This is a genomic window from Limnohabitans sp. T6-20, from assembly GCF_003063505.1.
Classification (GTDB): Bacteria; Pseudomonadota; Gammaproteobacteria; order Burkholderiales; family Burkholderiaceae_C; genus Limnohabitans_A.
This window is the reverse complement of sequence record NZ_NERW01000003.1, coordinates 214,312-239,592: the sequence shown is the minus strand read 5'-3', so window position 1 is coordinate 239,592 and position 25,281 is coordinate 214,312. Positions and strand designations below refer to the sequence as shown.

The following is a 25,281-nucleotide window of genomic DNA, read 5'->3' as shown; positions in this document are numbered from 1 at the left end:
GCCGGTCTGTGCGGGCGAACGGGTGAGCCTTTCACCGTTGGCCCGCACGAGTGGGCTTTGCACCTGTTCGCTTGCGCAGGCCTTTTTGCGTCTGAATTCGGCAATATTTGTTCATTTTTTGAGACGGTTTGCTGATTTTGTTGGAAATACATACGAAGGTGTCGTTATTTTTGATACTATAGAGGTTGTTATTGTTTTTAAATGATCTAAATTAGCGGTATTTTGGTTTAGATTGTTTGCGATATTTTTTGACGGACAGCTTTTCTGCGCAGACAAACAGCGCGAGGCGCGCCGTGAGTTGACGGAGAGGTCAAGGATGTTTGATTTGCAAAAAGGGTCTCGGGCCTTGCTGCCTTGGGGCGCGACGCTGCTGTGCTGGGGCGGCGTCTCGTTGGCTCTGGCTCAGCCCTCCGCGCCACAGCCAGGTGCGCGCCAGGTGGCGGCGGTGTTGCCTGCGGTTGTTGCTGCACCCACACCTGCGCACAAGGTGTTTGATGAGATTTTGGTGGGCGCGCTGCAGGCGCACCCTTCGGTGCGTTCGGCGCAGTCTCAGGCCAGTGGTGCCAAGCTGGATGTGGATGTGGCCAAGTGGGCGTTTTGGCCCACTTTGTCTTTCAGCACCCAGAGCACCGAAGGGCCGATCAGCAAAGCACAAAACGGCTCCACTTTGACCGTGCAGCAGCCTCTGTGGTCGGGTGGGGCTTTGACATCGCGCGTGGCCGCCACCGAGAAGCTGGACCAGTCCAGCTTAGAACAGGTGCATGTGGTGCAGGGCGAGCTGGGTTTGCGTTTGGTGGATGTGTGGGCCGCTTTGCTGGATGCTGAGGCGAACCGTCAAGTCACGCAGCGCACGCTGGATGTACTGAACCGTTACCAAGGGATCATGAAGCGGCGTGTGTCGGCAGGCTTGTCTTCTGATGTGGAGTTGAAGTTGCTGGCCGTGCGGGTGGGGCGTGCGCAGACCGATTTGGCCGATGCCAATGTGTCTGCTCAGATCGCGGCCCAGCGCATGGCACAAATTGTGGGTGCACCCGTAGAGGCGGCCTTGCCGGCTTTGATGACGCCGTTGATGCAAGAGCATTTGGCCGATTGGGTACGTGGGCAGTCGGCCGCTGTGTCCGCACAGCGGCTGGATCAGCACCCCGCTGTGCGCAAAGCCGAGCTGGATGCTGCTGCCGCAGCTGATCAATTGGCTGTTCAAAAGGCCGAGCGTTTCCCCAAGTTGGTGCTGAGTTACCAGCGCCGTTTGGGCGATCTGCCCAGCACGAGCGATCGGAGTTTATGGACCCTGGGGCTCAACTACACACCGGGTGCAGGCTTGGCCAGCATGACCCAGACCGCCGCTGAAAGTGCGCGCTTGCAGGCGCGCCTGGAGGCAGTGGACACTTTGCGTCAGGAAAAACGCGAACAGTTGCTGTTGGACTGGACGTCTTTGCAGCGTGAGTTTGACCGCCGGGCTTCTTTGGTGGCGACGATCGGCAGTGCGAGTGATGTCCTGGCCTCTTATGAGCGGCTTTATTTTGGCGGGCTCAAGAGCTGGCTGGAGGTGCTCAATGCGGTGCAGGAGCTGACACAGGCGGAGTTGCGTTTGGCCCAGTCGGGCAACGCAACGACATTGGCTTATTACCGCTGGCGTTTGCGCGGCGGAGAGTTGCCAAATCAAACAAATTGGATGCAATGATCATGGATGAATTGGCTTGGAATCAATTGCGCGAGGCCTTGGGGGCTTTGGCGCGTGAGCAGCGGTTTGCGCTGGATGAGGTGAAGTTGCAGGGTGCCTTGCTGACGGTCACGGGCGGCCAGGCAGTGGCCCTGACCCCCGAGTTGGCCGAGCAGGTGTGTTTGCAGGCCGGGTGGGTGGGGGCACGCAGTTTGCCCAAACCATTGCGTGAGCGCTTGCCTTTGCTGGTGCTCAGCCGTTCGCACGGCTGGGGCATGTTGACCCAGGGTTTGCACGGCGATGAGTGGTTGCTGGAGTTGCCGGGACAGCAGGCGATGCATGTGGGGGCTGCGGATCTGGCGTGTGTGTTGCGTTTGTTGCCGCCTGATGCTGGAGCTGTAGGGGCTGTCACCAATTTTGAAGGGGAACTGAAAAAGGGCCTCAAGTCATTCAGGGGGCCGATTTCGGAGTCCATTTTGGCTTCGGTGATGGTCAACTTGCTGGCTGTCGTGGTGTCGTTCTTTTCAATGCAGGTTTACGACAAGGTGATACCGACACGCAGCACCGAGACCTTGGTGGCTTTGTTGGGCGGTGTCTTGATGTTGATCTTGTTCGAGTGGCTCATGAAGTGGGCCCGCTCCAAGGTGATGGACCGTGCGGTGGTCGGCTTGGACATTCGCTTGGGGCGCGAGATTTTTGAGCGTTTGCTGTCGGTCAGGCTGGATCAGATGCCGGCTTCGGTGGGCTCGCTGGCTTCGCAGCTGCGTGGCTATGAACAGGTGCGCAGTTTTTATACCGCTTCGACGTTGTTTGCCTTGGTGGACGTGCCTGCTGCCGTGATTTTTCTGTTGGTGATTTCTTGGATCGCGTCGCCTTTGATGGCGGTGGTGCCTCTCGTGTTGGGTGTGGCGGCTTTGGTGGTGGGTCTGGCCTTCCGCCGAAAGGTGCAGCGCATGGCCGCAGAGGGGCAGCGAGAAGTCAACATGAAAACCGGCATGTTGGTCGAGACGGTCGAAGGTGCCGAGACGATCAAGTCCACGCACGGTGGCTGGATGTTCTTGTCCAAGTGGATTGATTTGTGCAACAAGACGATCTTCAATGACTTGAAGATGCGCCACACCAGTGACAGTTTGCAGTACTTCATGGCCAGCATGCAGCAGTTCAGTTTTGTGTTGCTGATTTCGCTGGGTGCGGTGCTGGTCATCGAGGGCGTGATCACGCAGGGTGGTTTGATTGCTTGCTCGATTTTGGGTGGGCGGATTTTGTCGGCTGTGATGATGCTGCCGAGTTTGATGGTTCAGCATGCCCATGCGCGTGTGGCCATGAATGGGGTGGAGGGTTTGTACAAGCTGGAGACCGATACGACGCCCGGTGTGCAGCCCTTGACGCCTTCGGTGTTGCGCGGCAATTACTTGTTGGAGGATGTGTCGTTTGCTTATGGTAAGGCACCGCCTGCGGTGGCCATCAAGCGTTTGGTGGTGTCGCCGGGCGAGCGAATTGGTATTTTGGGGACCGTGGGTTCAGGCAAGTCCACTTTGCTGCGCATGGTGGCTGGTTTGTACCGACCCACCGAGGGGCGTGTGCTGATTGACGGTTTGGATGTGTCCCATGTGGCGCGCGAGACCATGAGCCGACATGTTTGCTATGTGCAGCAAGACCACCGGTTATTTGAGGGGACATTGCGCCAGAACTTGCTGATCGGCCTGCCCAATCCGGGCGATGACGCGATCAAGGCGGCCATGATGCAGACGGGTTTGCTGGACCAGGTGGCATCGCACCCCATGGGGCTTGATTTGCCCATTTCTGAGGGGGGCAGGGGTTTGTCTGGCGGCCAAAAACAGTTGCTGGTGTTTACCCGCATGGTGCTGGCGCAGCCCAAGGTGATGTTGCTCGATGAGCCCACGGCGTCCATGGACGGCGGCACTGAGATGCGCTGCCTGAATGCGTTGGTCAGCCCGCAGTTGGCTTCCAGCACTTTGCTGTTGGTGACGCACAAGCCCAGTGTGTTGTCTGTGGTGAACCGTGTCTTGGTGGTGTCGCGTGGTCAGATCGTGATGGATGGTCCGCGTGACGCGGTGTTGGCGCAATTGAGCCAGAACTCTCAGGCGCAGGCGGATTCTGCGTCGAAACGGCCGGCTCAAATGGCTGTGGCCAATGCAGTGGTGGAAGTATGAACAAAAAAATGATGAGTCAATCAGACGCGGACATGCCCTCGAACTCTTCGGTTCGGCTGACTTTGTGGGTGGCCATGGTGGGGCTGGTGATCATGACGGTGTGGGCGGGCATGACCGAGATCGATCAGGTCAAGCGTGCCCAAGGTCAGGTGATCGCGAGTGACCGCACCCAGGTGATTCAGGCGGTGGATGGTGGCGTGCTGCGTGAATTGCTGGTTCAAGAAGGCGACGAGGTTCAAGCAGGGCAGTTGCTGGCCAGTTTTGAAAAAACCCGGGTACGGGCTGCGCTGGACGACACGCAGGGCAAAGTGATGGCACTGCGCATCACGCTGGCCCGTTTGCGCGCTGAGGTGTATGGCCAAAAATTGAGCTTTGATGCAGAGATGAAGGCTTATCCGGCCTTGATCGAAAACCAGATCAACCTGTACAACCGCCGCAATACAGCGTTCATTGAGGACATTCAGGCGCTGCGCAAGGTCCGGGCTGTTTTGGTGGAAGAGGGCGAGATGATCCGCAAACTGGAGGCAACGGGTGACGTGAGTCAGGCCGATATCTTGCGGTCACGCCGCCAGATTGCCGATGTGGAGGCCCAGATCACGACACGTCACAACAAGTTTTTCCAGGATGCTCAGGCCGAAATGACCAAAGCGCAAGAGGACCTGAATGCGCAGAGCGAGGCACTGAACGACCGCACTCAGTTGCTGGAGCAAACCGATATGACCGCACCCAGCCGTGGCTTGGTCAAAAGCATTCGGGTGACCACGTTGGGCGGTGTGGTGCGCGCAGGTGACATCGTGATGGAGCTGCTGCCGACACAAAGCGGCTTGATTTTGGAGGCCAAGGTGTATCCGGCCGACATTGCGTTTGTCACAGTGGGGCAAACGGCGAACGTGAAGCTGGATGCGTTTGATTCAACCGTGTACGGCGGCTTTCGGGGAGAGGTGATTTATGTCAGCCCTGACACGCTGAACGAGGAAACCCAGCGTGGCCCACAGCCGTATTACCGCGTGCATGTGAAGATTGGGAGCAAAGATTTTGATGGCGAAAAAGCCCAGCGCATGGAAGTGCGCCCCGGCATGACAGCGCAAGTGGACTTGGTGGTCGCGAAGCGTTCGGTGCTGTCTTATCTGATTAACCCGGTCAGCAAGGTGATGTCACAGGCTTTGCGCCCGATTTGATGTCCGAGGGGGCGCTGGCATGTTGAAATGCCCAGAGCCTGTAGGTGGGGGCTCAGATGCCCCTTGCTTTAGACGTCATTTAAACGCCCGTTGAGCCAAATCCGCCGCCACCGCGTTCGCTGGTGGTGCTGAACGCTTCGACAACTTTGAACTCGGGCCGCACCACGGGCAAGAACATCATTTGGGCAATGCGTTCGCCGGGTTGGATGGTGATGATTTCGTTGCTGCTGGCGGGGTTGCGGTTCCAGACGCTGATGAAGCATTGGGCGGTGTAGTCGGCATCGATCAGGCCGACGCTGTTGCCCAACACCAAGCCTTTTTTGTGGCCCAGCCCCGAGCGAGGCAGGATCACGGCGCAAAAGTCCCGCGAGTCCATGTGCAGCGCGATGCCCGACGGGATCAGCACGGCCGCTTCCTGGGGCTTGAGCTGCAGGGGCTGCTCGATGCAGGCAAACAGGTCAATGGCTGCGGCCAGTGGGGTTTGGTATTTGGGCAGACCCCACTCGTGCAGGCGTTTGTCCAGAACTTTGATTTCGATGGCTTGGGTCATGGTTTGAGCAGTCTCAGGGCTTGGGGCTGACAGGTCAGTGCAAGGTGGGGCCAGAGGGTATGCCTTCATCGCCCACTTCGATCTTGAAGAAGCCTGTGCCGCAGCTGCCGCTGCCGACTTCGGCCTCGGTCGGCTCGCGCACCGATTCGACCTTCAGGTGCAAACGCAAAGCAATGCCCGACAGCGGGTGGTTGGCGTCCAGCACCACGTGCTCGGGGTAGATTTCGGTCACGGTGTAGAGGGCATTGCGTGGTGCGTCGGGGTTGCAACCCTCGGGCAGAGCGGTGCCTTCGATCGTGAGGCCGGGCTCGAGCCCTTCAGGGAACAGGGCCAGCGGTTCTAAAAACAGCAGGTTTTCGTCAAAGTCGCCAAAGGCGTCCTCAGGCTCCAGGTGCAGGTCGACCTTGGCACCACGTTCGTGGCCTTGCAGGGCTTCCTCGATCTTGGGCAGCAGGTCTTGGCCGCCAATGAAAAATTCCACAGGCTCGTCCAGGGTGTCCAGAACTTCGCCCAGGGTGTCTTTGAGTGTCCAGGTCAGTGCGACCACAGAAGGTGTCTTGATTTCCATAGGACAATTGTCGCAGTTTGGCGGCCACTTTTTGGCCGCCTTGGCTTTGAGATGCGAGAACCCGAGATGAACACAGAACAACCCTTGGCCCTGCTAGGCGGCTTGACGGCCAGCCAATTCATGAAGCGCCATTGGCAAAAAAAACCTTTGCTGGTGCACAATGCCATCCCCGGTTTTGTGCCCTGTGTCGGACGCACGGAATTGGTGGCACTGGCAGGGCAAGAAGGCGTGGAGTCGCGGCTGATTGTGGATTCGGACAAGGGCTGGAAGATGAAGCATGGCCCATTGGCAAAGCGCAGCTTGCCCCCGTTCAGCCAGAAAAAATGGACCTTTTTGGTGCAAGGCGTGGACTTGCACCATGACGGCGTGCATGCGCTGATGCAGCAGTTTCGCTTTGTGCCCGATGCGCGGCTGGATGATTTGATGATCAGCTACGCCACCGATGGCGGTGGTGTGGGGCCGCACTTTGACAGTTATGACGTGTTTTTGCTCCAGGCCCATGGCCAACGCCGTTGGCGCATTGGCCGCAACAAGGACCTGACGCTGCAATCGGGCGTGCCGCTCAAAATCTTGCAGAACTTCGAGGCCGAAGAAGAGTTTGTGCTCAATCCGGGTGACATGCTTTATTTGCCACCCAAATACGCACACGATGGCGTCGCCGTTGGCGAATGCATGACGTGGTCCATCGGCTTTCGTGCACCCCAAGAGGGCGAGTTGGCGCGGGAGCTTTTGCTGGGCCTGGCCGATGAGTCTTTTGAGGGGTTGGGTGATGCGCTGTACCGTGATCCCAAACAAACAGCGGTGTCGTCTCCTGCTGCCATTCCGCAGGCTTTGTCTGGCTTTGCACGCCAAGTGGTCGATAAAGCACTCAAGGATCCGCATTTGCTGGACAGCTTGCTGGGTGAATACCTGACCGAGCCCAAATCGAATGTCTGGTTTGAAACATCAGAGAACGAGCCTGATTTGTCGGCGGGTGTTCAGTTGGATCGACGCACCAAAATGATGTACGACGATCGGCATGTGTTCATCAACAGCGAAAGCTTCCGCGTTGGTGGTAAAGATGCGCGCATCTTGCGTCAATTGGCCGATAACCGCTTTCTTTCTGCGGGTTCATGCGCCATGTTGAGCGATGCAGCTTGTGAAGCTTTGCTCGATTGGATGTCTGCTTCATGGCTAAAACCGCTTGAGAATTTCCCTGCCTGAGCAGTGGTTAGAAGGTTTCGCGTCAGGTTCGTGCGCTCGTTTGGGGACTCACTAGGGAAAACGCTATAATCGTGCGCTGAGTGCAGAAGAGCTCGAGTGCTTTTGTCTCGGTCAGAACAACCGTCATGGTTGTTTCGACAATTTCCGGAAATTGTTTTTCAACCCCTATAAGGAAAATCATCATGAACAAGTCCCTCGTTTTGGCCGCCATCATCGCTGCTGCTGCTTTGTCCGCTTGCGGCAAAAAAGAAGAAGCCGCTGCTCCTGCTGCTCCAGCTCCTGCTGCTGCCGCTCCTGCTGCTGACGCTTCTGCTGCTCCAGCCGCTCCTGCTGCTGACGCTTCTGCAGCCAAGTAATTGGCCAGCGCATTCCCGGTGTTTGCCGGGGACGCATAAAAAAACCCCGCATGGCGGGGTTTTTTTATGGGTTGCGTTTGGCCCCTGCTGGCCTTGGCAGGCCAGCCCAGGTTCAACGCAATTCGTTGGCCAACAGCTTCAAAATGCGCTCGGCATTGCCTGAGGTTTCGGGTTGGCCATTGGCATCCAGCACGCGGACCATGCTGGCGTTGCCTTTGTCGGTCAGCGCAATGCGGTAGCGTGACAAAGGTGCCACTTCTGTTTTGCTGCCAAACATGCGGGCAAAGAAGCCTGGCTCTTTGTCGTTGGAGCCGGGTGTCACATAGCGAACGAAATAAATGCCTTTGGTGCGGTCGCGGTCTTCAACAGTGAAGCCCGTGCGGTCCAAGGCCACGCCTGTGCGGCGCCATGCGCGGTCCAGGGTGTCGTTGAGCACAATGGTTGGTTGGCCGTCTACAGCTGTCACGGCAGTCAAGGCCGCAGGTGTCGCGTCGGCGCTGGCTGTTTTGGCGGCTTCCGGCGTGGCGCCCAGCTTCACCATCAGGCGGCGCAAGAATTCGATTTCGAGCTCAGCGTCGCTGGCGCGGGGTTGCCAGATGGTTTGCTCTTTTTGAGCGCTGGTGTAGTTTTCGACCATGCCGCGGTGGGTGATGTAGATCTCCACGCCGCCTTGCGCATTGCGCTCCACGCGGGTGCGGAATTTGTCACGCTCACCTGACGAATAAAGCGAATCGAGCACTTTGCCCAATGTTTTGCGGATGATGTCTTGCGGAATCTTGGCGCGGTTTTCAGCCCAGTCGGTTTCCATGATGCCCACGTCGGGCGAGTCGGTGATCAGGACAAAACCATTGCTGGTCCAGAATTCTTTCAGGGGTTCCCACACTTTGTCGGCTGGGCGTGCCACCACCAACCAGCGCTGGTTGCCTTGGCGCTCCATGCGCACGTCGCCCAAGTTGTTGGCTGCGGTGCCTGCATCTGCAACGCGTGCGCTGGCGCTGTTGAAGCCAGAGGCTGTGGCTGAGTTGCTTTCAATGGCATAGCGTGAGTCGCGGCGCAATTGGCTCAGGTCTGGGGGAATCTCCAGTGTTGGGGCTTTGGCTGCGCTTTTGTAGTCAATCTTGTCTTCTTCAAGAATGGAGCAGCCACTGACCACAAGGGCCAAGGCGGCGACAACAGCGGAGCGTTGAACCGAGAGGTAAGACATAGAGCGATGGGACAATTTCACAAGCAATCCTTAGATGGAAATCAAATCAGGCCGCTGGCCTTGAGTGCAGCCTCAACCAAGTGCTGCTGAGACTCTGACAGCTCGGTCATGGGTAAACGCAGTGTGGGGCCGCTCAGGCCCATGCGGTTCATGGCCCATTTCACAGGAATCGGGTTGGCTTCGACAAACAGGTTTTTGTGCACCGGCATCAGCTGGAACTGGATGCGCATGGCTTCCTGGATGTCGCCGCGGATGGCTGCCATGCACAGCTCGTGCATCAGGCGCGGTGCCACGTTGGCCGTCACGCTGATGTTGCCTGCGCCACCGCACAGCATCAGGGCCACGGCGGTCGGGTCGTCGCCGGAGTACACGGCAAACTCTTTGGGCACATCGCGGATCAGCCACTGGGCGCGTTCGATGTTGCCGGTGGCTTCCTTGATGCCGACGATGCCGGGCACCTGCGCCAGTCGCAGCACGGTGTCGTGCTGCATATCGGCGACCGAGCGACCGGGCACGTTGTACAAAATCACGGGCAGGTCGGGCGTGGCTTCGGCAATCGCCCGGAAGTGCCGGTACTGGCCTTCCTGGGTTGGCTTGTTGTAGTAAGGCACGACCTGCAGCTGGCAGTCGGCGCCTACTTTTTTGGCGAATTTGGCCAGTTCGATGGCTTCGGCTGTGGAGTTGGCACCGCACCCGGCCATGATCGGCACGCGGCCAGCCGCTTGCTCGACCGAGACGCGGATGATTTCGCAATGTTCATCGACCGTGACGGTGGGGGATTCTCCCGTGGTGCCGACCACGCCGATGCAGTCGGTGCCCTCTGCCACATGCCAATCGATCAGTTTTCGCAAGGTGGGGTAGTCCACTTTGCCGTCTTCGAGCATGGGGGTGATCAGGGCAGGGATACTGCCTTGGATGTGGCGAGATTCGGTGGTCATGTCAGGTGCTTCTGAACAGAAAAAACCCATTCTAACGATTGCCGACCGGTTTTATGTCCCCGGACCGGGTGAATGTCATCGGAGGCGGCAGGAAAAACCCGGAGTCAACTCAATTCGCTTTCAAAGACCAACGCACGACATCGTCAGCGGTCAAGGGGCGCACAGCGACAATGCGCTGAACAAACCGGTCTGGCGATGTCTCAAAGCCGTCTTCATAGGCCACGGTGCGCAAACCTTCGGTGGCCCGCAGCAGTTCACTGGGTTGCAGCAAAAAGTCAGGCCGTGAGGGTTTGCCCACGGTTTCGTTGCCAGCGGCAAAGGTTTCGTAAATCAGCACGCCACCCGCAGCCACGCACTGCACGATGGCGGGCAACAGGGGTCGCCACAGGTAGTGGGTCACGACCACGGCCCCAAAAGTCTGGCCCGCGAAAGGCCAGGTGCCGTTCTCAATGTCGGCGCAGGTGACGGCGCCAAAAGCCTGTGCCAAGGCCACGGCATCGGGGTTGCGGTCCACGCCTTGCGGGTGGTGGCCTTGGGCAGCCAGCCAGCGCATGTGGCGACCCGCGCCGCAAGCGACATCGAGCACACGGCTTTGAGGGGCTATCAAGTGGCTCCAGCGCTGGACCCAGGCAGAAGGATTTTCGGTGCCGTGCATGTTCAACTCGTAGGCAATATCAGAAACAAGACCACAGTTGGTCCGCCAGCATGACGACCACGCCGGGTTTGGCATAAAGCCAGAACGTGACGCCCAACATCAGCGCAACCGCGATCCAGACCCCCGGTTTTTTGTAGGAGGTCGCCCCTGCGGCCGAAGGTCGGTTCAGCTCGGATGCCTGAACGGGCGCTGTCGGCACGCTTGCGTTCGTGAGCCTGCTGGGCTCGCGCCCAGTTGGGGTGTCGGGCAGGCTGGCGCTCATGCGGCTTGTGGCGAATGTCGTTGAATGGGGCTTTCGCGCACAGGCAAGTTCACCAGTGTGGCAAAGATGCCCAAGGCAATGGCCAGATACCAAACGATGTCATAGCTGCCGGTTTTGTCGTACAGGTAACCGCCGAGCCAAACGCCCATGAACGAGCCAATTTGGTGGCTGAAAAAGATGAAGCCGCTGAGCATGGACAAATGCGCCACGCCAAAAATCTGGGCCACAGCCGCGTTGGTGGGCGGCACGGTGGACAGCCACAGCAAACCCATTACGGCCGAGAAGATGTAGACGCTGGTGGGCGTGAGCGGGGCCAGCAAAAACAGCGCGATGGCCACGGAGCGAGACAGGTAAATGAAGGCCAGGATGTTCTTTTTGGCCATTCTTTGGCCCATCGTGCCTGCGATATAGGTGCCAAACACGTTGAACAGCCCGATCAGGGCAAGCGCGTAGCTGGCAACCTGCGGTGCCAGGCCGTGGTCCTTCAAGTAGCTGGGCATGTGCACGCCAATGAAAACGACCTGAAAACCACACACAAAATAGCCCGCCATCAGCAGCTGAAAACTGGGGTACTGGAAAGCTTCTTTGAGCGATTGGGCAATGGTTTGTTCGCGCTTGACTTGGCCGGGTGCGTGCAAAGCCGGCTCGCGCAGGCCCCAGGCCAGCGGAATGATGAGCGCTGTGGCGGTGGCCAGAATCAGCAATGCGGTTTGCCAGCCCGTCTGGCTGATCAGCATGCCCTCGACGGGCACCATCAAGAACTGCCCGAAACTGCCCGCCGCAGCGGCTATGCCCATCGCCCAGGAGCGGCGCTCAGCAGACACATTGCGCCCGATCACACCGTAAATCACGGCATAGGTGGTGCCCGCCTGCGCGGTGCCAATGATGACGCCCGTGAACAGCGCAAACATCCAGGGCGTTTGGGCTTGCGACATGCCCACCAGACCCAATGCGTACAGCATGGCACCGGCTGAGATGACGCGGAAAGCGCCAAATTTGTCGGCCAACATGCCCGCAAAAATACCCATCAAGCCCCAGGTCAGGTTCTGTATGGCCATGGCAAAAGCGAATTCTTGGCGTCCCCAGCCTTGCGATTGGGTGACCGGTTGCAGCCACAGACCAAAGCCGTGGCGAATGCCCATGGACAAGGTGACGATGGCTGCGCCGCAGGCCAAGACCTGAAATAAAGAAAGCGGTTTGTGTTGCATCCTTGGAATGTAACCAATCTCAGGCAGACACCTCGTCTCTCAAAGGACGGCTTCAATCCTGTGGTGTTTACTGTTTATTCATCCAGTTATTGCTCTGAATTCCCACTACAATCCGCCACCATGGCCACCCAATCAACTGTCAAAACTTCCAGCGCCTCGAGTGATTATTCCGAAGGCTCCATCCGAGTCCTCAAAGGTCTGGAGCCCGTCAAGCAACGTCCGGGCATGTACACCCGCACCGACAACCCCCTGCACATCATTCAGGAAGTGCTGGACAACGCCGCCGACGAGGCGCTGGCGGGTTACGGTAAAAAGATCAAAGTGGTTCTGCACGTCGACGGCTCGGTCAGCATCGAAGACGATGGCCGGGGCATTCCATTTGGCATGCACCCCGAAGAAAACGCCCCGGTGATCGAGCTGGTGTTCACCCGCCTGCACGCGGGCGGCAAGTTCGACAAGGGCAAGGGCGGGGCCTACAGCTTCTCTGGCGGTTTGCACGGCGTGGGCGTGAGTGTGACCAATGCGCTGTCCAAACGGCTGGAAGCCACCAGCTACCGCGAAGGCCAGGTGGCCACCCTGGTGTTCTCGGACGGCGACGTGACCGAGCCTTTGGTCAAACGCGCCACAGGCGAGGGCGACCGCAAACAAGGCACCACGGTTCGCGCCTGGCCCGATGCCAAATACTTCGAATCCAGCAACCTGCCCATGAACGAGCTGACGCACCTGCTGCGCAGCAAAGCGGTGCTCATGCCGGGTGTGACGGTGACTTTGGTGAATGAAAAAACCAAAGAAACCCAGCAGTGGCAATACAAAGCCGGTCTGCGCGACTACCTGACGCAAACGCTCAACGGTGACCCGGTCATCCCGCTGTTTGAAGGCGAAGGCTTTGCCGACGGCAACAACGACAGCTTTGCCGAAGGCGAGGGCGCTTCGTGGGCCGTGGCGTTTACCGAAGACGGCGCGCCGGTGCGCGAGAGCTACGTCAACCTGATCCCCACCAGCGCGGGCGGCACGCACGACAGCGGCTTGCGCGATGGCCTGTTCACGGCCGTCAAAAGCTTCATTGAGCTGCATGGCTTGCTGCCCAAAGGCGTCAAGCTCATGCCCGAAGACGTGTTTGCCCGCGCCAGCTATGTGCTGAGCGCCAAGGTGCTCGACCCGCAATTCCAGGGCCAGATCAAGGAACGCCTGAACTCGCGCGACGCGGTGCGACTGGTGTCCAGCTTTGTGCGCCCGGCGCTGGAGCTGTGGCTCAACGAGCATGTGGACTACGGCAAAAAGCTGGCCGAGCTGGCCATCAAGGCCGCGCAAACCCGCCAAAAAGCGGGCCAAAAGGTCGAAAAGCGCAAGAGCTCCGGCGTGGCCGTGCTGCCAGGCAAGCTGACCGACTGCGAGAGCAAAGACATCCTGCACAACGAGGTGTTTTTGGTCGAGGGCGACTCGGCCGGTGGCAGCGCCAAGATGGGCCGCAACAAAGAGTGCCAGGCCATCTTGCCCCTGCGCGGCAAGGTGCTCAACACCTGGGAAGTGGACCGTGACCGCCTGTTTGCCAACAACGAAATCCACGACATCTCGGTGGCCATTGGCGTGGACCCGCACGGGCCGAATGACAACCCCGACATGAGCAATTTGCGCTACGGCAAGGTGTGTATCTTGTCCGACGCGGACGTGGACGGCTCGCACATCCAGGTGCTGCTGCTGACCTTGTTCTTCCGCCATTTCCCCAAGCTGATCGAAGCCGGGCACCTGTATGTGGCGCGTCCTCCGCTGTTCCGCGTCGATGCGCCGGCGCGCGGCAAAAAGCCCGCTTCCAAAGCCTATGCGCTGGACGAGGGCGAGCTCACGGCCATCATCGACAAGCTGCGCAAAGACGGCGTCAAAGAAGGCGGCTGGAGCATCAGCCGCTTCAAGGGCTTGGGCGAGATGAGCGCCGAGCAGCTGTGGGACACCACGCTCAACCCCGATACGCGACGCCTGCTGCCGATCGAGCTGGGGCCACTGGACAACGCCGGGACTGAAAACCTCATGACCCAGCTCATGGGCAAAGGCGAAGCTGCCGCCCGCCGCGAGCTGATGGAACTGCACGGCGACAGCATCGAAATCGACGTTTGATGTCAACAGTGATGTCTAAGATGCCATGACGACCGCTCAGCCCGTCCAACTGTTTGAGTCCACCCGCGTGCGCTCGCATTGGGACGCCGCGCAGGAGAAGTGGTATTTCTCCGTGGTGGACGTGGTGGAGGTGCTGACCGACAGCATCAACCCCACTGATTACTTGAAAAAACTGCGCAAGCGCGATGCTGAATTGGGTAGCTACCTGGGGACAAATTGTCCCCAGGTGCCTATGCCCAGTGAGTCCGGGGTCATGCGCAAAACGCTGGCCGCCGATGTGCCCACACTCTTGCGCCTGATTCAGTCGATACCCTCTCCCAAAGCCGAGCCGTTCAAGCGCTGGCTGGCCAAGGTCGGCCATGAGCGCATGCAAGAAATGGCCGACCCTGCACAAAGTCTTCAGCGCGCCCGCGAAAACTGGCAAAAGCTGGGACGCAGCACCAAGTGGATTCAGCAGCGCATGACGGGGCAAGAAACCCGCAATAAGTTGACCGATTACTGGAAGGAAAGTGGCGTTGAAAAGGCGGACGAATTCGCGCTGCTCACCAACATCATTCACCAAGAATGGACAGGCTTGAGCGTGCAGGCACACAAGTCGCTCAAGTCTTTGAAAACACAGAACCTGCGCGACCACATGAGCGAGGCAGAACTCATCTTTACCGCATTGGCCGAACTGTCCACCCGCCAGATTGCTGAAACCGAAGAAGCCCAAGGCCTGCAACAAAACGCCAAAGCTGGCAAAGAAGGTGGCCGGGTGGCCAAGCGCGCCAAAGACGATCTGGAAAAACGCACGGGGCAAAAAGTGGTGACGGGCAGTAACTTTTTGCCGCCCGGCAAATCAATGCCTGCCCAAATCCCCCAAACACCCGAACGCAAAAACAAAAACGCGCCCAAAAGATGACCGATTTGCTGACCCCTGAAACTTCACTGCAACCTGCCGCGCCCGAAGGCGACCACCTGGGCGCCTACGCCCAGCGGGCCTACCTCGAGTACGCGCTGTCCGTCGTCAAAGGCCGCGCCTTGCCCGATGTGTGCGACGGCCAAAAGCCGGTGCAGCGGCGCATTTTGTATTCGATGGACCGCATGGGTTTGTCCTACAGCGGCCCCAACAACAACACCGCAGCCAAGCCTGTCAAAAGCGCCCGCGTGGTGGGTGATGTGCTGGGCCGCTACCACCCGCACGGCGACACCGCCGCCTATGACGCGCTGGTGCGCATGGCGCAAGACTTTTCGCAGCGCTATCCGCTGATCGACGGCCAGGGCAACTTTGGCTCGCGCGACGGCGACGGCGCTGCCGCCATGCGTTACACCGAAGCGCGCTTGTCGCGCATCACCAGCTTGCTGCTCGACGAGATCGACATGGGCACGGTGGATTTCATTCCCAACTACGACGGCTCTACCGAAGAGCCGCGCCAGCTGCCCGCCCGCTTGCCCTTCAGCTTGCTCAACGGCGCCAGCGGCATTGCCGTGGGCCTGGCCACCGAAATTCCCAGCCACAACCTGCGCGAAGTGGCCGACGCTTGCGTGGCCTTGATCAAAAACGACAAGCTCAGCGACAGCGAGTTGATGGCCATCATTCCAGGCCCCGACTTCCCCGGTGGCGGCCAGATCATCAGCCCGGCCAGCGACATTGCCGACGCGTACCGCACCGGTCGCGGCAGCCTCAAAGTACGTGCCCGTTGGAAGATCGAAGAACTCGCCCGCGGCCAATGGCAGTTAGTGGTGACCGAATTGCCGCAAGGCGTCAGCTCGCAGCGCGTGCTCGAAGAGATCGAAGAACTCACCAACCCCAAAGTCAAAGCCGGTAAAAAAGCGCTCAGCACCGACCAGATGCAGCTCAAGGCCAGCATCTTGAATGTGCTCGACGTGGTGCGCGACGAGTCCAGCAAAGACGCCGCGGTGCGCCTGGTGTTTGAGCCCAAAACCAGCCGCATTGAGCAGCAAGAACTCATCACCGCCTTGCTGGCGCACACCAGCCTGGAAACCTCGTCGTCGATCAACATGACCTCGGTCGGCATTGACGGCAAGCCGATTCAAAAGTCACTGCGCCAGATGATTGTGGAGTGGGTCACTTTCCGCCAAATCACCATCACCCGCCGCAGCCAGCACCGCCTGAACAAAGTGTTGGACCGCATCCACATTCTGGAAGGCCGTCAGCTGGTGTTGCTCAACATCGACGAGGTGATCCGCATCATCCGGCACAGCGACGAGCCCAAGCCAGCGCTGATCGAAGCCTTCAAGCTCAGCGATCGTCAGGCTGAAGACATCCTGGAAATCCGCCTGCGCCAACTGGCCCGGCTGGAGGCCATCAAGATCGAGCAGGAGTTGTCTGAGCTGCGCGAAGAACAGGGCAAGCTCGAAGAGATTCTGGGCAGCCCCGCCGCGTTGCGCCGCCTGATGGTCAAAGAGATCGAAGCCGACGCCAAAACCTTTGCTGACCCACGCCGCACGCTGATCCAGGAAGAGAAAAAAGCCATCGCCGAAGTCAAGGTGGTGGACGAGCCGGTGACGGTGGTCGTGTCGGAAAAAGGCTGGGTGCGTGCCCGCACAGGACACGGCCACGACGCCACCAGCTTCGCCTTCAAGGCGGGCGACGGTTTGTATGGCACTTTTGAATGCCGCACGGTGGACACGCTGCTGATTTTCGGCAGCAACGGCCGCATCTACAGCGTCCCGGTGGCCACACTGCCCGGTGCCCGAGGCGACGGCCAGCCCGTGACCACGCTGATCGAGCTGGAACCCACCACGCAAATTGCCCACTACTTTGCAGGCCCGTCCAACGCCACACTGCTGCTCAGCGGCTCCGGCGGTTATGGCTTCATGGCCTCGGTCGAAAACATGGTCTCGCGCAACAAGGCAGGCAAAGCCTTCATCAGCTTGGGCGAAGGCGAAACCGTCTGCGCTCCCAGCCATGTGAGCGGCTCCAGCGCCACCGTGCCGGCCGACAAACAAGCCATGCCTGCGGCCACCAGCGTCTGCTGTGCCAGCACCGGCGGTCGGGTGCTGACGTTCGAAATCAGCGAACTCAAAACCATGGAAAAAGGTGGCCGAGGCCTGATGCTGATCGACCTCGAAGCCAAAGACACCTTGGCGGGCGCAGCGGCCTACACCCGCAGCGTCAAGATCGAAGGCATTGGCCGAGGCGGCAAAGCGCGCGAGGAAACGCTGGAAATCCGCAGCCTGAACAACGCCAAAGCGGCCCGCGCCAAAAAGGGCCGTGTGGCGGACCTCGGGTTCAAGCCGAGTCGGGTGACGCGGGTGGAGTGATCTATTGATACGCCCTGCGAAGTCTTCAATGGGTTGAGGTATTCAGGTCAGTATCTTTGGGTCCGATATAGCTGGTTCGAACTCAGGCTACATGTCGGGGCTTAAGACACGATCTACCGTGTGACTTGGCGCAAACGCGTGTCAAGCCGTAGGCGATGCAGCATCTTCTTTTTTCCAACGCCAGGCGGCCAACGTGGCGACGATGGCCAGTAGGTGGTGTGTCACATCCAGCAAGGTGTGCAGGCCTAAAGCTTCGCCGCCTGCGACATGCACCACTTGGTGGACGAGGAAAAACAAGCCATAGAGTGTGGTGATCGCCAACACGCCACTGCGCCAGCGGGGACCCGAAAACATCTGGATGCCTACTTGCATGAGTGTGTTTAGGCAGAGCATGACCATGAGCACCCGCAGGCCGAGGGTGCCGGGGTCGTGTTGCAGGGTTTGGCTCAGGTCTTCGTATTGCCCGCGCATGAGGTACTGCAGCGGGTCGATCAACAGCATGGCCAGCAAGATGGCCAGCATGCCCGCCCATGCGGTACTGAGGATGGTGCGAGAGTTTGTGACGGTGCTCATGGTGATTTTGAATATTTAAGAATTCAAATGTATCACCGGAAATCGCCCTTTTTGTTTGGGCGTTTTGCAGGGTGCTCAGTTGCCTGCCTCAATAAACCGCATCGTGATCGCCCACGTTGATGGGAACGATTTGCTGGTCTTGGATCAACAGTTCAAGGGTGATGCGGTAAGACAGGTTGATCGACACCGAATGCATGCCCGTCAGTCGCCCCGACAGGGCGTGCAAGCGCAGCGACGGGTGGTGCGGATTCAACTCCAGTAAGGCCAGTGTTTTGGCGTATTGGTTGCGCAGTTCGGGATGCCGTCTGATGAAGCGCACAGCCCGGCGCATGTAGGCGTCGGTAAAGACCAGCGTGTAGGGCATGCCGCTTGAGAGGCTCGGGCGCTCAATGAGCGGTGTTGTTCACCAAGGCGTCGAGCCTCGCCATATGGGCCTCGACGCTTTCTTGCACGGCGCGGCCAGCGGTCAGGTCGGCCCGGCTTTGGATCAGGGCGGCTTCCAGTTCACATTCGCGCAGGTAGTGGTATTGCGCCATGTCCATCACCACAAACCGGTCTTTGCCGCGCACCGAGATGGTGGCTTCGGTTTGGTCGGCTAGCGCCGATTCAATCGCAGCAATGCCGCGCACTTTGAGGTCGTTGGCGGTCAGTTGGGGCATGGCAGCTTTGAGGATATGAATATTGAGTGTGTGATTTTCGGTGTTGTTGATCGTGTTGTCAATCATGCGATTGATGATCGTGCTCATGGATTAAGCACGTCCCGCCAGCCCTTGTGGGACGCGGCTTGGGCGGCTTATCCCTGCACTTGTCCATAGCTTTGGACACGGTGTTTGGGGACAGTTTGGGTGCCGGATCACCCCGCAAAGAGCGCAAACAATTCGTTTTTGAAGTGAATACCCAGCCGCGCAAAGGCGCGGTTGCGGTAGGTCTTGACGGTGGGCAGGCCCAAGCCCAGGTCGAGCGCAATGCCTTCTTGCGTCATCCCGGTCAGCAGGCGGGCGCAGATCTGCAGCTCGCGTGGGGTCAGCGCGGGCTCCAACTGCTGCAACTGGCTCACCCATTCGGCGGTGTTGCGCCTGGCTGGCCGTGGGCGGGTGAGTTCAATTTGTTTTTGCGTCAGGGTCAGCAGTGCCGGGGCCAGCGATTCAAAGTCGGACAGTTGCGCTTCGCTGAAGGGGCGCTGGTGTTCGTGGCGGTAAAAGTTGATTGCGAAAATGGATGTCGCCTGGCGCTGAACAATCGACACCCGCTCGGCCATGCCGTGCGCTTCATAAACGCGGGCGCGGTGTTGGGCAGGCACCTCGGGCGCGGTGATGTGGCACAGCAGAGGGCTGGGGTTGGCTTGGCTTGCGCCTTCGAAGGTCCGGTCGCTCAGGTAGGGGCCTGACAGGTAGGCGTCCCAGCATGCACGTGTGGTGTCAGGAATGCCCCGACTGGCCGACATGAACAAGGTCGGGTCGCAACCGGTGCCGGTTTGGTAAATCGAATAAGAGGCTGCGGGCACCAGCGGGTGCAGGTGACTTAGAAGCGAGGTTTCAAATTCGCGCTGTCCCATGAGTCCGATGAGGCCTTGCAGCACCTGAACGGAGCTGCTGGAGCTGGAGGGGGTCCATTGGCGCATGAGGGGGCGGTTTCAATTGGGTTTGCGCCAACAAGGGCGCTGAGAGCCAAGCTTCGGGTTTTCCCGTCATCTTAAGGGAGGACAGACGCCCCCTGCACTTAGGAATACCCTAGGCCCATGCTTGATTTGCCAACACCGTCATTGAATTTTTTTGCCGATCTGTCTGTCCAGGTGGACAAGCCTCAGGAAGTCGGCCAGACCCACCATGGCGTGCGCCGCTTGATCCCGATCCTGGGCGGGGAAGTGCAGGGCCAAGGCTGGACGGCCCGCGTGTTGCCTGGCGGCGCGGACTTCCAGTTGATCGTGAATGAGCGCATGGCCGAGCTGGACGCCCGCTACACGATAGAGACCGATGGCGGTGATCTGGTCTTTGTGCAAAACCGCGCTGTGCGGACCGCCACCCCCGAGGTGATGGCGCGTCTGGTGCGCGGTGAGCCGGTGCCGCCCGAGTCGGTCTACTTTCGCTGCAGCCCGAGTTTTGAAACGGCTTGCAAGTCGCTCGCCTGGATCACCGAACGCCTCTTTGTGGGCACGGGTGCTCGCCACCCCGACCGTGTGGTGATGCGCTTTTTTGAAGTGGCCTGAGCGGCCTCGGTTCTTGATTTCCCCCTTTCATTTATTCAAAGAGACAAACGCCATGAATCACTTTCCATTGAGCACTCCCGCCGCTTTGACACATGCCTGGGGCCGCCGCAGCGCGTTGCTGGCATTGGGCTTGGCCGCGGGTGTGTTGAGCACCGGCGTGCAGGCGCAAAGCAGCTACCCCAACCGCCCGGTGCGCATGATCGTGGGTTTCCCGGCGGGCACCGGGCCCGACATCGTGGCGCGTTTGCTGGCGCAAAAGCTCTCTGAGGGCTGGGGCAATTTGGGCGTCATTGTGGACAACAAGCCCGGCGCGGGTGGCCTGATCGCCGCCAGCGAAGCGGCCCGCGCCACGCCCGACGGCTACACCCTGATGCTGGGCGAAACCGGTCAGCTGAGCATCGCACCCAGCAGCTACAACAAGCTGCCCTATGACCCGGCGAAAGACTTTGCCGCCGTCAGCCAAGTGGTCAGCGCCGACTTCGTGCTGCTGGTCAACCCGCAGAAAGTGCCTGCCAAAAACGTCAAGGAATTCGTGACCTGGACACAGCAGCAAAAGGGCTTGTTCATGGCCACTTTTGGTGCGGGTACGCCCGGGCACTTTGGTGCGTTCATGTTTGGCGATGCGGTCAAGCTCAAACCTGAAGCCGTGCACTACAAAAGCACGGGCGATGCACTGGGTGGCTTGTTCAGCGGTGACGTGCAAGGTGTGTTCGCCAGCGTGGGCCTGGCTGCGCCCAATGTGAAAGCGGGCAAGCTGGTCGCCTTGGGCAGTACCGGGGCCACCCGCACGGGCGCACTGCCCGACGTGCCCACCATCAAGGAGCAGGGTTACAACAACCTGGAGTTTTCTTCGTGGTTCGGCATCGTGGCCCCGTCCAAGGTGCCTGCCGACATTCTGGCCAAGCTGAGCGCTGACATCCAAAAAGCCGTGAAGTCGGCCGACACCAAGGCCAAGCTCGAAGAGTCGGGCTTTCGCGTGACGGGCACGAGCCGCGAAGAGTTTTCCCGCATCATCGCCGCCGACACCGTGACCTGGGGCAAGGCCGTGGCTGCCACAGGCTTCAAGGCCGATTGACGTTTCTTGATTTTCATTGACCCTGACCGAGGAGGTTCACCATGCGTTCCACATCCTTGCACCGCGCTCTTCAGGGCCTGGGTGTTTTGTCTGCTTTCGGCGTGCTCGTCGCGTGCGGCACTTTGCAAAGCACCCCGGTTGCGCCCTTTAAAGCAGCCACAGGCGCCAGCTTGCCCAGTTGCGAGACTTTGACTTCCCAACTCCGGTTGCCCAACACGCGCATCGAGTCGGCGGCATCGGTTGCTGCGGGTGCCGTCATGCAAGGCGACAAGGCCGTGCCTGCGCATTGCCTGGTGAAAGGGCGCATGCACGAGCGCAAGGGCAGTGATGGGCGCGACTATGCCATCGGGTTTGAAATGCGTTTGCCTGTGGCCTGGAATGGCCGCTTTTATTACCAAGGCAATGGCGGGCTGGACGGCGCCGTGGTGCCCGCGTTGGGGGCCTTGGGCGGCGGCCCGCTCACGGGCGCGCTCATGCAAGGCTTTGCGGTCATCAGTTCGGACGCCGGACACAGCGGGCCACAAACCCCATTCTTTGGACTGGAGCCCCAGGCTCGGCTGGATTATGGCTACCAGGCGGTTGAAAAGCTCACGCCCATGGCCAAACAGCTGATTGCCTCAGCGTATGGCAAGGGGCCTGACCGCTCCTACATCGGTGGCTGCTCCAACGGCGGACGCCACGCGATGGTGGCTGCTTCTCGTTTGGGTGACCAGTACGACGGTTATCTGGTCGGTGCACCCGGTTACCGCTTGCCCTATGCGGCGCTGGCGCAAATCTGGGGCGCACAGCAGTGGGCACCTTTGGCCACGCCTGGGGCCACGGTCAAGAACCCACTCAACCCCAACGGCACCTTGCCTGACTTGGCCAGTGCTTTCACGCCGCAAGAGCGCCAGACCGTGGCCAAGGCCATTGCCCAAAAATGCGATGCCCTCGACGGTGCCAAGGACGGCATGGTGCAGGCCACGCAGGCTTGCCAGGCTGCATTCAACGTGAAGACCGATGTGGCCACCTGCACGGGCGAGCGCAACGGCGCTTGTTTGACCGCTGTACAAAAAGACGTGGTGGCCCGCGTGTTCGGCGGTGCGCAGACGGCGGACGGCCAGCGCATTTATGCCAGCTTCCCTTATGACACGGGCGTGGCCGGGGCCAACTGGGGCACCTGGAAGTTTGTCGACTCGCTGATCCGTGATCCGCTGGCCATTGGCACCATCTTCAGCGTGCCGCCAACGCCACTCAAACCGCTGGAAGAAAACGTCACGGCCCGACTGGCTATGTTCAGCGCCACCAACGACACTTACCGCGAATCGGGCTGGTCGCTGATGACACCGCCCGGCGAAAGCCAGCCTGACAACCTGGCTGCCTTGCGCGGTCGGGGCGCCAAGGTGGTGCTGTACCACGGCGTGAGCGATGCGATCTTTTCTGCCGAAGACACCCGCCAGTGGGTCGAGCGCGTGGGCAAGGCGGGCCTCAACCCCGGGTCTGACTTTGCGCGCTACTTCCCGGTGCCGGGCATGAACCACTGCAGCATGGGCCCGGCCGCCGACCAGTTTGACCTGTTGGGCCCCCTGGTGAAATGGGTGGAGCAGGGCGTGGCACCGCAAGCGGTGGTGGCCAGTGTGCGTGGCGTTGGCAACGCAGGCAGCGTGAACACCGAGTTGCCCACCGATTGGTCGGCCAAGCGCACCCGTCCGCTGTGTGCTCACCCGACGGTGGCGACTTACAAGGGCAGCGGCTCGCTGGAAGACGCCAGTAACTTTGCATGCAAATGACGGCTTGAAAAAAACAAAAGGAGACACGTCGATGCCAACGATGAAACTGAACACAGCTTGGGCCGTGGGTGCACTCATGTCGATCACGGGTGGTGCCTGGGCACAGACCTCGGACTGCGCCAGTTTTGCTGCCGCAGCCTTGCCAGGCATGACCCTGACCACCGAGGCCGTGGCAGGTGACAGCACACGCCCACCGGGCGCCACGGCTGGCCCCACATTGGTGGCGCATTGCAAGGTCAACGGCAAGATGGCCGAGCGCATGGGCCAAGACGGCAAGCCGTACCACATCGGTTTTGAGCTGCGGCTGCCCACAGCGTGGAATGGCCGCTTTCTGTACCAGGGTGGTGGCGGCAACGACGGCGTGGTGCGCCCCGCTGTGGGGCCGCAAGCCGCCCCCGGCTACGCGCTCAACCGCGGCTTTGCGGTGGTCACCACCGACGCTGGACACCAAGGCCCCACGGCCGACTTCGGGTTTGATCCGATCGCCCGCACCGACAATGCCTACAACGCGCACGACAAAGTGGCGGTCACAGCCAAAGAGCTGATCCGCCGCTACTACAGTAAGCCCGCTGACAAGTCGTATTTCATCGGTTGCTCGGGCGGCGGTCGTCAGGCCATGATGTTCACCCAGCGCTTTCCCACTTACTTTGATGGTGTGATCGCCATGGCCCCAGCCATGCGCGTGTCCAAGGGCGCGACCATAGCTGCGGCCTGGGACACACAAGCGTTGCAGGCCATTGCGCCCAAAGGGGCTGAAGGCCAGCCGGTGCTGAGCCAAGCGCTGTCTGACGGTGATTTGAACTTGGTGCGCGAAGGCATCCTGAACCGCTGCGACGCGCTTGACGGTTTGACAGACGGTTTGGTGTCCAACCCGGCTGCCTGCCAATTCGATGTGGCGGCCTTGCAGTGCAAGGGCGCCAAGGACGACAGTTGTCTGGCTCCAGTGCAGGTGGGCGCTTTGAAGAAGATGTTCACGGGTGCCAAGAACTCGGCCGGCCAGCCCTTGTATTTCTCGTGGCCCTGGGACGCAGGCATCGGCCACCCCAAAAACGACTGGCGCATGTGGAAGTTGGGCAATTCACCCACGGCCAAAGCCAACTCGCGCCATGTATTCCTGATGGAAGACGCGCTGCAGGGTTATTTCGTCACGCCGCCTGACCGCAGCTTGAGCATCTACAAGTTCGACTTTGACCGCGACCCGCAGCGCATGGATGCGCATGCGTGGATGTTCAACACCGCTGACGATGTGAAGCTGGCGGGCTTTCAGGCGCGAGGCGGCAAGCTGATGTTCATCCATGGCATGGCCGACCCCATCTTCTCGCCGGACGAAATGGTCGACTACTACCAGCGCCTGACGGCCCAAAACGGCCCCAAAACCAACGACTTTGCGCGCTTGTTCCTGGTGCCCGGCATGGGCCACTGTGCAGGTGGCGCGGCCACCGACAGCATCGATGGTCTGGGCAGCTTGGTGGACTGGGTCGAAAAAGGCCAGGCCCCGCAAAGCGTGCCTGCCAGTGGCACGGTGGTGTACACGGGCCGCACACGCCCGCTGTGTGCCTATCCGCAATACGCGCATTACAAGGGCACGGGAAACCCTGAAGACGCCAGCAACTTCAGCTGCCGCTGAAGAAAATGGGGCCGCTCAAAAGCGGCCCCTGAATCACGTGCAGCGCAGACTCAGCCCTGTGCGCCCAGCAAGTAATCGATCTTGCCGACTTCCACACCGTTGTGGCGCAGGATGGTGTAGGCCGTGGTGATGTGGAAGTACATGTTGGGCAGCATCCAGCCCGTCAAGTAGTCTTGACCTTTGAGGGTGCGGGTTTTGCCCGGGCCTGCGGGGAAGGTGATCTCTTTGTCTTCGGTGCCATCCAGCGCTGCAGTGGGCACGGTGGCGATGAAGGCCAGGGTTTTCTGGATGCGTTCTTGCAGCTGGGCCAGTGTGGTTTCGGTGTCGTCAAATTTCGGGGCTTCGATGCCGCTTAAGCGTGCAACACCGTTCTTGACTGCGTCACAAGCGATCAGCACCTGGCGCGTGAAGGGGAACATGTCGGGGGCCAGGCGGTAAGTGGTGAGTGCGGTGGGGTCGATCTTTTTGGCTTCGACGAACTGCTCGGCCTTGGCCAGGATGTGGCTCAGGTTGGTGAGCATGCGGGTGCACACGGGCAGGCTGGCGCTGGACATGGAAATGGTCATGGTGAGTCTCCGTTGGGTTAAATGGTTGTGCGGTCTGTGTGGGAGGCGGCCCCTGCAGCCGAATGTCTGCACGGCCACGGCAAACCATTCGAGAGCAGGGATTCGTTCCCAAGGGTGACAGGAGCACGTG

The 25,281-nt window shown here is 59.9% G+C and carries 24 protein-coding genes; 12 read left to right on the top strand and 12 right to left on the bottom strand.

The features are described 5' to 3' along the window. Positions 1-316: 316 nt before the first annotated feature. The 3 genes from B9Z33_RS12045 to B9Z33_RS12035 are packed head-to-tail and all read left to right on the top strand — an operon-like array spanning position 317 to position 5,012. Positions 317-1,681 carry a TolC family protein gene (locus B9Z33_RS12045; protein WP_108287287.1) on the top strand — a complete coding sequence of 455 codons (1,365 nt, stop codon included), beginning with the start codon at positions 317-319 and terminating at the stop codon, positions 1,679-1,681. A 2-nt stretch (positions 1,682-1,683) separates the two neighbouring features. Beyond that, complete coding sequence (locus tag B9Z33_RS12040) at positions 1,684-3,834, top strand: ATP-binding cassette domain-containing protein (protein ID WP_158270212.1); 2,151 nt, start codon at positions 1,684-1,686, stop codon at positions 3,832-3,834. An 8-nt stretch (positions 3,835-3,842) separates the two neighbouring features. Then, positions 3,843-5,012, top strand: coding sequence for an HlyD family efflux transporter periplasmic adaptor subunit (locus B9Z33_RS12035; protein WP_233252814.1), 1,170 nt, complete (start codon positions 3,843-3,845; stop codon positions 5,010-5,012). A 79-nt stretch (positions 5,013-5,091) separates the two neighbouring features. Here the strand turns inward: B9Z33_RS12035 and dut are convergent, their stop codons facing one another. Next, positions 5,092-5,562, bottom strand: coding sequence for a dUTP diphosphatase (gene dut, locus B9Z33_RS12030; RefSeq protein ID WP_108287285.1), 471 nt, complete (start codon positions 5,560-5,562; stop codon positions 5,092-5,094). Between the two features lie 34 nt (positions 5,563-5,596). Continuing rightward, positions 5,597-6,130, bottom strand: a complete 534-nt coding sequence (locus tag B9Z33_RS12025) for a peptidylprolyl isomerase (protein ID WP_108287284.1) — start codon at positions 6,128-6,130, stop codon at positions 5,597-5,599. Between the two features lie 66 nt (positions 6,131-6,196). Here B9Z33_RS12025 and B9Z33_RS12020 point away from each other — a divergent pair, with 66 nt between their 5' ends. Both B9Z33_RS12020 and B9Z33_RS15630 read left to right on the top strand, forming a co-directional pair. Further along, positions 6,197-7,333, top strand: coding sequence for a JmjC domain-containing protein (locus tag B9Z33_RS12020; protein ID WP_108287283.1), 1,137 nt, complete (start codon positions 6,197-6,199; stop codon positions 7,331-7,333). A gap of 182 nt (positions 7,334-7,515) precedes the next feature. Further along, positions 7,516-7,689: a hypothetical protein gene (locus B9Z33_RS15630; protein ID WP_167394373.1), complete on the top strand. Its 174-nt coding sequence runs from the start codon at positions 7,516-7,518 to the stop codon at positions 7,687-7,689. A 112-nt stretch (positions 7,690-7,801) separates the two neighbouring features. Here the strand turns inward: B9Z33_RS15630 and bamC are convergent, their stop codons facing one another. From bamC to B9Z33_RS11995, 5 genes are all read right to left on the bottom strand, one after another. Continuing rightward, positions 7,802-8,893, bottom strand: coding sequence for an outer membrane protein assembly factor BamC (gene bamC, locus B9Z33_RS12015; RefSeq protein WP_108287282.1), 1,092 nt, complete (start codon positions 8,891-8,893; stop codon positions 7,802-7,804). 41 nt (positions 8,894-8,934) lie between these two features. Next, positions 8,935-9,831: a 4-hydroxy-tetrahydrodipicolinate synthase gene (gene dapA / locus B9Z33_RS12010; RefSeq protein ID WP_108287281.1), complete on the bottom strand. Its 897-nt coding sequence runs from the start codon at positions 9,829-9,831 to the stop codon at positions 8,935-8,937. A gap of 109 nt (positions 9,832-9,940) precedes the next feature. Continuing rightward, positions 9,941-10,486, bottom strand: a complete 546-nt coding sequence (locus tag B9Z33_RS12005; RefSeq protein ID WP_108287280.1) for a bifunctional 2-polyprenyl-6-hydroxyphenol methylase/3-demethylubiquinol 3-O-methyltransferase UbiG — start codon at positions 10,484-10,486, stop codon at positions 9,941-9,943. A gap of 19 nt (positions 10,487-10,505) precedes the next feature. Continuing rightward, entirely contained in the window at positions 10,506-10,748 is a 243-nt protein-coding gene (locus tag B9Z33_RS12000) for a hypothetical protein (RefSeq protein ID WP_108287279.1), read from the bottom strand. Beyond that, positions 10,745-11,956: an MFS transporter gene (locus B9Z33_RS11995; RefSeq protein WP_108287278.1), complete on the bottom strand. Its 1,212-nt coding sequence runs from the start codon at positions 11,954-11,956 to the stop codon at positions 10,745-10,747. The genes B9Z33_RS12000 and B9Z33_RS11995 overlap by 4 nt, the downstream gene beginning before the upstream one ends. Positions 11,957-12,076: 120 nt before the next feature. On the opposite strand from B9Z33_RS11995, the gene B9Z33_RS11990 reads away from it, so the two are divergent. The 3 genes from B9Z33_RS11990 to parC are packed head-to-tail and all read left to right on the top strand — an operon-like array spanning position 12,077 to position 17,335. After that, positions 12,077-14,068: a DNA topoisomerase IV subunit B gene (locus tag B9Z33_RS11990; protein WP_108287277.1), complete on the top strand. Its 1,992-nt coding sequence runs from the start codon at positions 12,077-12,079 to the stop codon at positions 14,066-14,068. Positions 14,069-14,093: 25 nt separating this feature from the next. Further along, complete coding sequence (locus B9Z33_RS11985) at positions 14,094-14,969, top strand: BRO family protein (RefSeq protein WP_108287276.1); 876 nt, start codon at positions 14,094-14,096, stop codon at positions 14,967-14,969. Next, positions 14,966-17,335 (top strand): DNA topoisomerase IV subunit A, encoded by a 2,370-nt coding sequence (gene parC, locus B9Z33_RS11980; RefSeq protein ID WP_108287275.1) that lies wholly within the window; start codon positions 14,966-14,968, stop codon positions 17,333-17,335. Before B9Z33_RS11985 ends, parC begins: the two co-directional genes overlap by 4 nt. 141 nt (positions 17,336-17,476) lie before the next feature. Here the strand turns inward: parC and B9Z33_RS11975 are convergent, their stop codons facing one another. The 4 genes from B9Z33_RS11975 to B9Z33_RS11960 all read right to left on the bottom strand — a co-directional run bounded on the left by B9Z33_RS11975 (position 17,477) and on the right by B9Z33_RS11960 (position 19,529). Then, complete coding sequence (locus tag B9Z33_RS11975; RefSeq protein ID WP_108287274.1) at positions 17,477-17,908, bottom strand: hypothetical protein; 432 nt, start codon at positions 17,906-17,908, stop codon at positions 17,477-17,479. Between the two features lie 88 nt (positions 17,909-17,996). Further along, entirely contained in the window at positions 17,997-18,272 is a 276-nt protein-coding gene (locus tag B9Z33_RS11970) for a plasmid stabilization protein (protein WP_108287273.1), read from the bottom strand. 22 nt (positions 18,273-18,294) lie between these two features. Next, positions 18,295-18,654, bottom strand: coding sequence for a hypothetical protein (locus B9Z33_RS11965; protein WP_199220345.1), 360 nt, complete (start codon positions 18,652-18,654; stop codon positions 18,295-18,297). A gap of 107 nt (positions 18,655-18,761) precedes the next feature. Next, positions 18,762-19,529 carry a LuxR family transcriptional regulator gene (locus B9Z33_RS11960; RefSeq protein ID WP_108287272.1) on the bottom strand — a complete coding sequence of 256 codons (768 nt, stop codon included), beginning with the start codon at positions 19,527-19,529 and terminating at the stop codon, positions 18,762-18,764. Positions 19,530-19,646: 117 nt separating this feature from the next. Between B9Z33_RS11960 and B9Z33_RS11955 the strand changes: the two genes are divergently transcribed. From B9Z33_RS11955 to B9Z33_RS11940, 4 genes are read left to right on the top strand one after another with little or no spacing between them, the layout of a single operon-like run. Next, positions 19,647-20,114, top strand: a complete 468-nt coding sequence (locus tag B9Z33_RS11955; protein WP_108287271.1) for a DUF3237 domain-containing protein — start codon at positions 19,647-19,649, stop codon at positions 20,112-20,114. Between the two features lie 52 nt (positions 20,115-20,166). After that, positions 20,167-21,189, top strand: a complete 1,023-nt coding sequence (locus B9Z33_RS11950) for a tripartite tricarboxylate transporter substrate binding protein (RefSeq protein WP_108287270.1) — start codon at positions 20,167-20,169, stop codon at positions 21,187-21,189. 41 nt (positions 21,190-21,230) lie between these two features. After that, positions 21,231-22,958 (top strand): tannase/feruloyl esterase family alpha/beta hydrolase, encoded by a 1,728-nt coding sequence (locus tag B9Z33_RS11945; RefSeq protein ID WP_108287269.1) that lies wholly within the window; start codon positions 21,231-21,233, stop codon positions 22,956-22,958. 40 nt (positions 22,959-22,998) lie between these two features. Further along, positions 22,999-24,585 (top strand): tannase/feruloyl esterase family alpha/beta hydrolase, encoded by a 1,587-nt coding sequence (locus tag B9Z33_RS11940; RefSeq protein WP_233252813.1) that lies wholly within the window; start codon positions 22,999-23,001, stop codon positions 24,583-24,585. A 50-nt stretch (positions 24,586-24,635) separates the two neighbouring features. Here B9Z33_RS11940 and B9Z33_RS11935 read toward each other — a convergent pair whose 3' ends face one another. Beyond that, positions 24,636-25,151, bottom strand: a complete 516-nt coding sequence (locus B9Z33_RS11935) for a DUF1993 family protein (RefSeq protein ID WP_108287267.1) — start codon at positions 25,149-25,151, stop codon at positions 24,636-24,638. Between the last annotated feature and the right edge of the window lie 130 nt (positions 25,152-25,281).

What these genes read in the sequence shown, in the direction of transcription:
- B9Z33_RS11950 (WP_108287270.1), top strand. Translation starts at nt 20,167, where the DNA reads ATGAATCACTTTCCATTGAGCACTCCCGCCGCTTTGACACATGCCTGG.
- B9Z33_RS15630 (WP_167394373.1), top strand. Translation starts at nt 7,516, where the DNA reads ATGAACAAGTCCCTCGTTTTGGCCGCCATCATCGCTGCTGCTGCTTTG.
- B9Z33_RS11975 (WP_108287274.1), bottom strand. Translation starts at nt 17,908, where the DNA reads ATGAGCACCGTCACAAACTCTCGCACCATCCTCAGTACCGCATGGGCG.
- B9Z33_RS11985 (WP_108287276.1), top strand. Translation starts at nt 14,094, where the DNA reads ATGACGACCGCTCAGCCCGTCCAACTGTTTGAGTCCACCCGCGTGCGC.
- B9Z33_RS11965 (WP_199220345.1), bottom strand. Translation starts at nt 18,654, where the DNA reads ATGAGCACGATCATCAATCGCATGATTGACAACACGATCAACAACACC.
- B9Z33_RS12005 (WP_108287280.1), bottom strand. Translation starts at nt 10,486, where the DNA reads ATGCACGGCACCGAAAATCCTTCTGCCTGGGTCCAGCGCTGGAGCCAC.
- B9Z33_RS11945 (WP_108287269.1), top strand. Translation starts at nt 21,231, where the DNA reads ATGCGTTCCACATCCTTGCACCGCGCTCTTCAGGGCCTGGGTGTTTTG.
- B9Z33_RS11960 (WP_108287272.1), bottom strand. Translation starts at nt 19,529, where the DNA reads ATGCGCCAATGGACCCCCTCCAGCTCCAGCAGCTCCGTTCAGGTGCTG.
- B9Z33_RS12025 (WP_108287284.1), bottom strand. Translation starts at nt 6,130, where the DNA reads ATGGAAATCAAGACACCTTCTGTGGTCGCACTGACCTGGACACTCAAA.
- B9Z33_RS12040 (WP_158270212.1), top strand. Translation starts at nt 1,684, where the DNA reads ATGGATGAATTGGCTTGGAATCAATTGCGCGAGGCCTTGGGGGCTTTG.
- B9Z33_RS11990 (WP_108287277.1), top strand. Translation starts at nt 12,077, where the DNA reads ATGGCCACCCAATCAACTGTCAAAACTTCCAGCGCCTCGAGTGATTAT.
- B9Z33_RS11940 (WP_233252813.1), top strand. Translation starts at nt 22,999, where the DNA reads ATGAAACTGAACACAGCTTGGGCCGTGGGTGCACTCATGTCGATCACG.
- B9Z33_RS11995 (WP_108287278.1), bottom strand. Translation starts at nt 11,956, where the DNA reads ATGCAACACAAACCGCTTTCTTTATTTCAGGTCTTGGCCTGCGGCGCA.
- B9Z33_RS12035 (WP_233252814.1), top strand. Translation starts at nt 3,843, where the DNA reads ATGATGAGTCAATCAGACGCGGACATGCCCTCGAACTCTTCGGTTCGG.
- dut (WP_108287285.1), bottom strand. Translation starts at nt 5,562, where the DNA reads ATGACCCAAGCCATCGAAATCAAAGTTCTGGACAAACGCCTGCACGAG.
- B9Z33_RS12045 (WP_108287287.1), top strand. Translation starts at nt 317, where the DNA reads ATGTTTGATTTGCAAAAAGGGTCTCGGGCCTTGCTGCCTTGGGGCGCG.
- parC (WP_108287275.1), top strand. Translation starts at nt 14,966, where the DNA reads ATGACCGATTTGCTGACCCCTGAAACTTCACTGCAACCTGCCGCGCCC.
- B9Z33_RS11935 (WP_108287267.1), bottom strand. Translation starts at nt 25,151, where the DNA reads ATGACCATTTCCATGTCCAGCGCCAGCCTGCCCGTGTGCACCCGCATG.
- B9Z33_RS12000 (WP_108287279.1), bottom strand. Translation starts at nt 10,748, where the DNA reads ATGAGCGCCAGCCTGCCCGACACCCCAACTGGGCGCGAGCCCAGCAGG.
- B9Z33_RS11970 (WP_108287273.1), bottom strand. Translation starts at nt 18,272, where the DNA reads ATGCCCTACACGCTGGTCTTTACCGACGCCTACATGCGCCGGGCTGTG.
- bamC (WP_108287282.1), bottom strand. Translation starts at nt 8,893, where the DNA reads ATGTCTTACCTCTCGGTTCAACGCTCCGCTGTTGTCGCCGCCTTGGCC.
- dapA (WP_108287281.1), bottom strand. Translation starts at nt 9,831, where the DNA reads ATGACCACCGAATCTCGCCACATCCAAGGCAGTATCCCTGCCCTGATC.
- B9Z33_RS12020 (WP_108287283.1), top strand. Translation starts at nt 6,197, where the DNA reads ATGAACACAGAACAACCCTTGGCCCTGCTAGGCGGCTTGACGGCCAGC.
- B9Z33_RS11955 (WP_108287271.1), top strand. Translation starts at nt 19,647, where the DNA reads ATGCTTGATTTGCCAACACCGTCATTGAATTTTTTTGCCGATCTGTCT.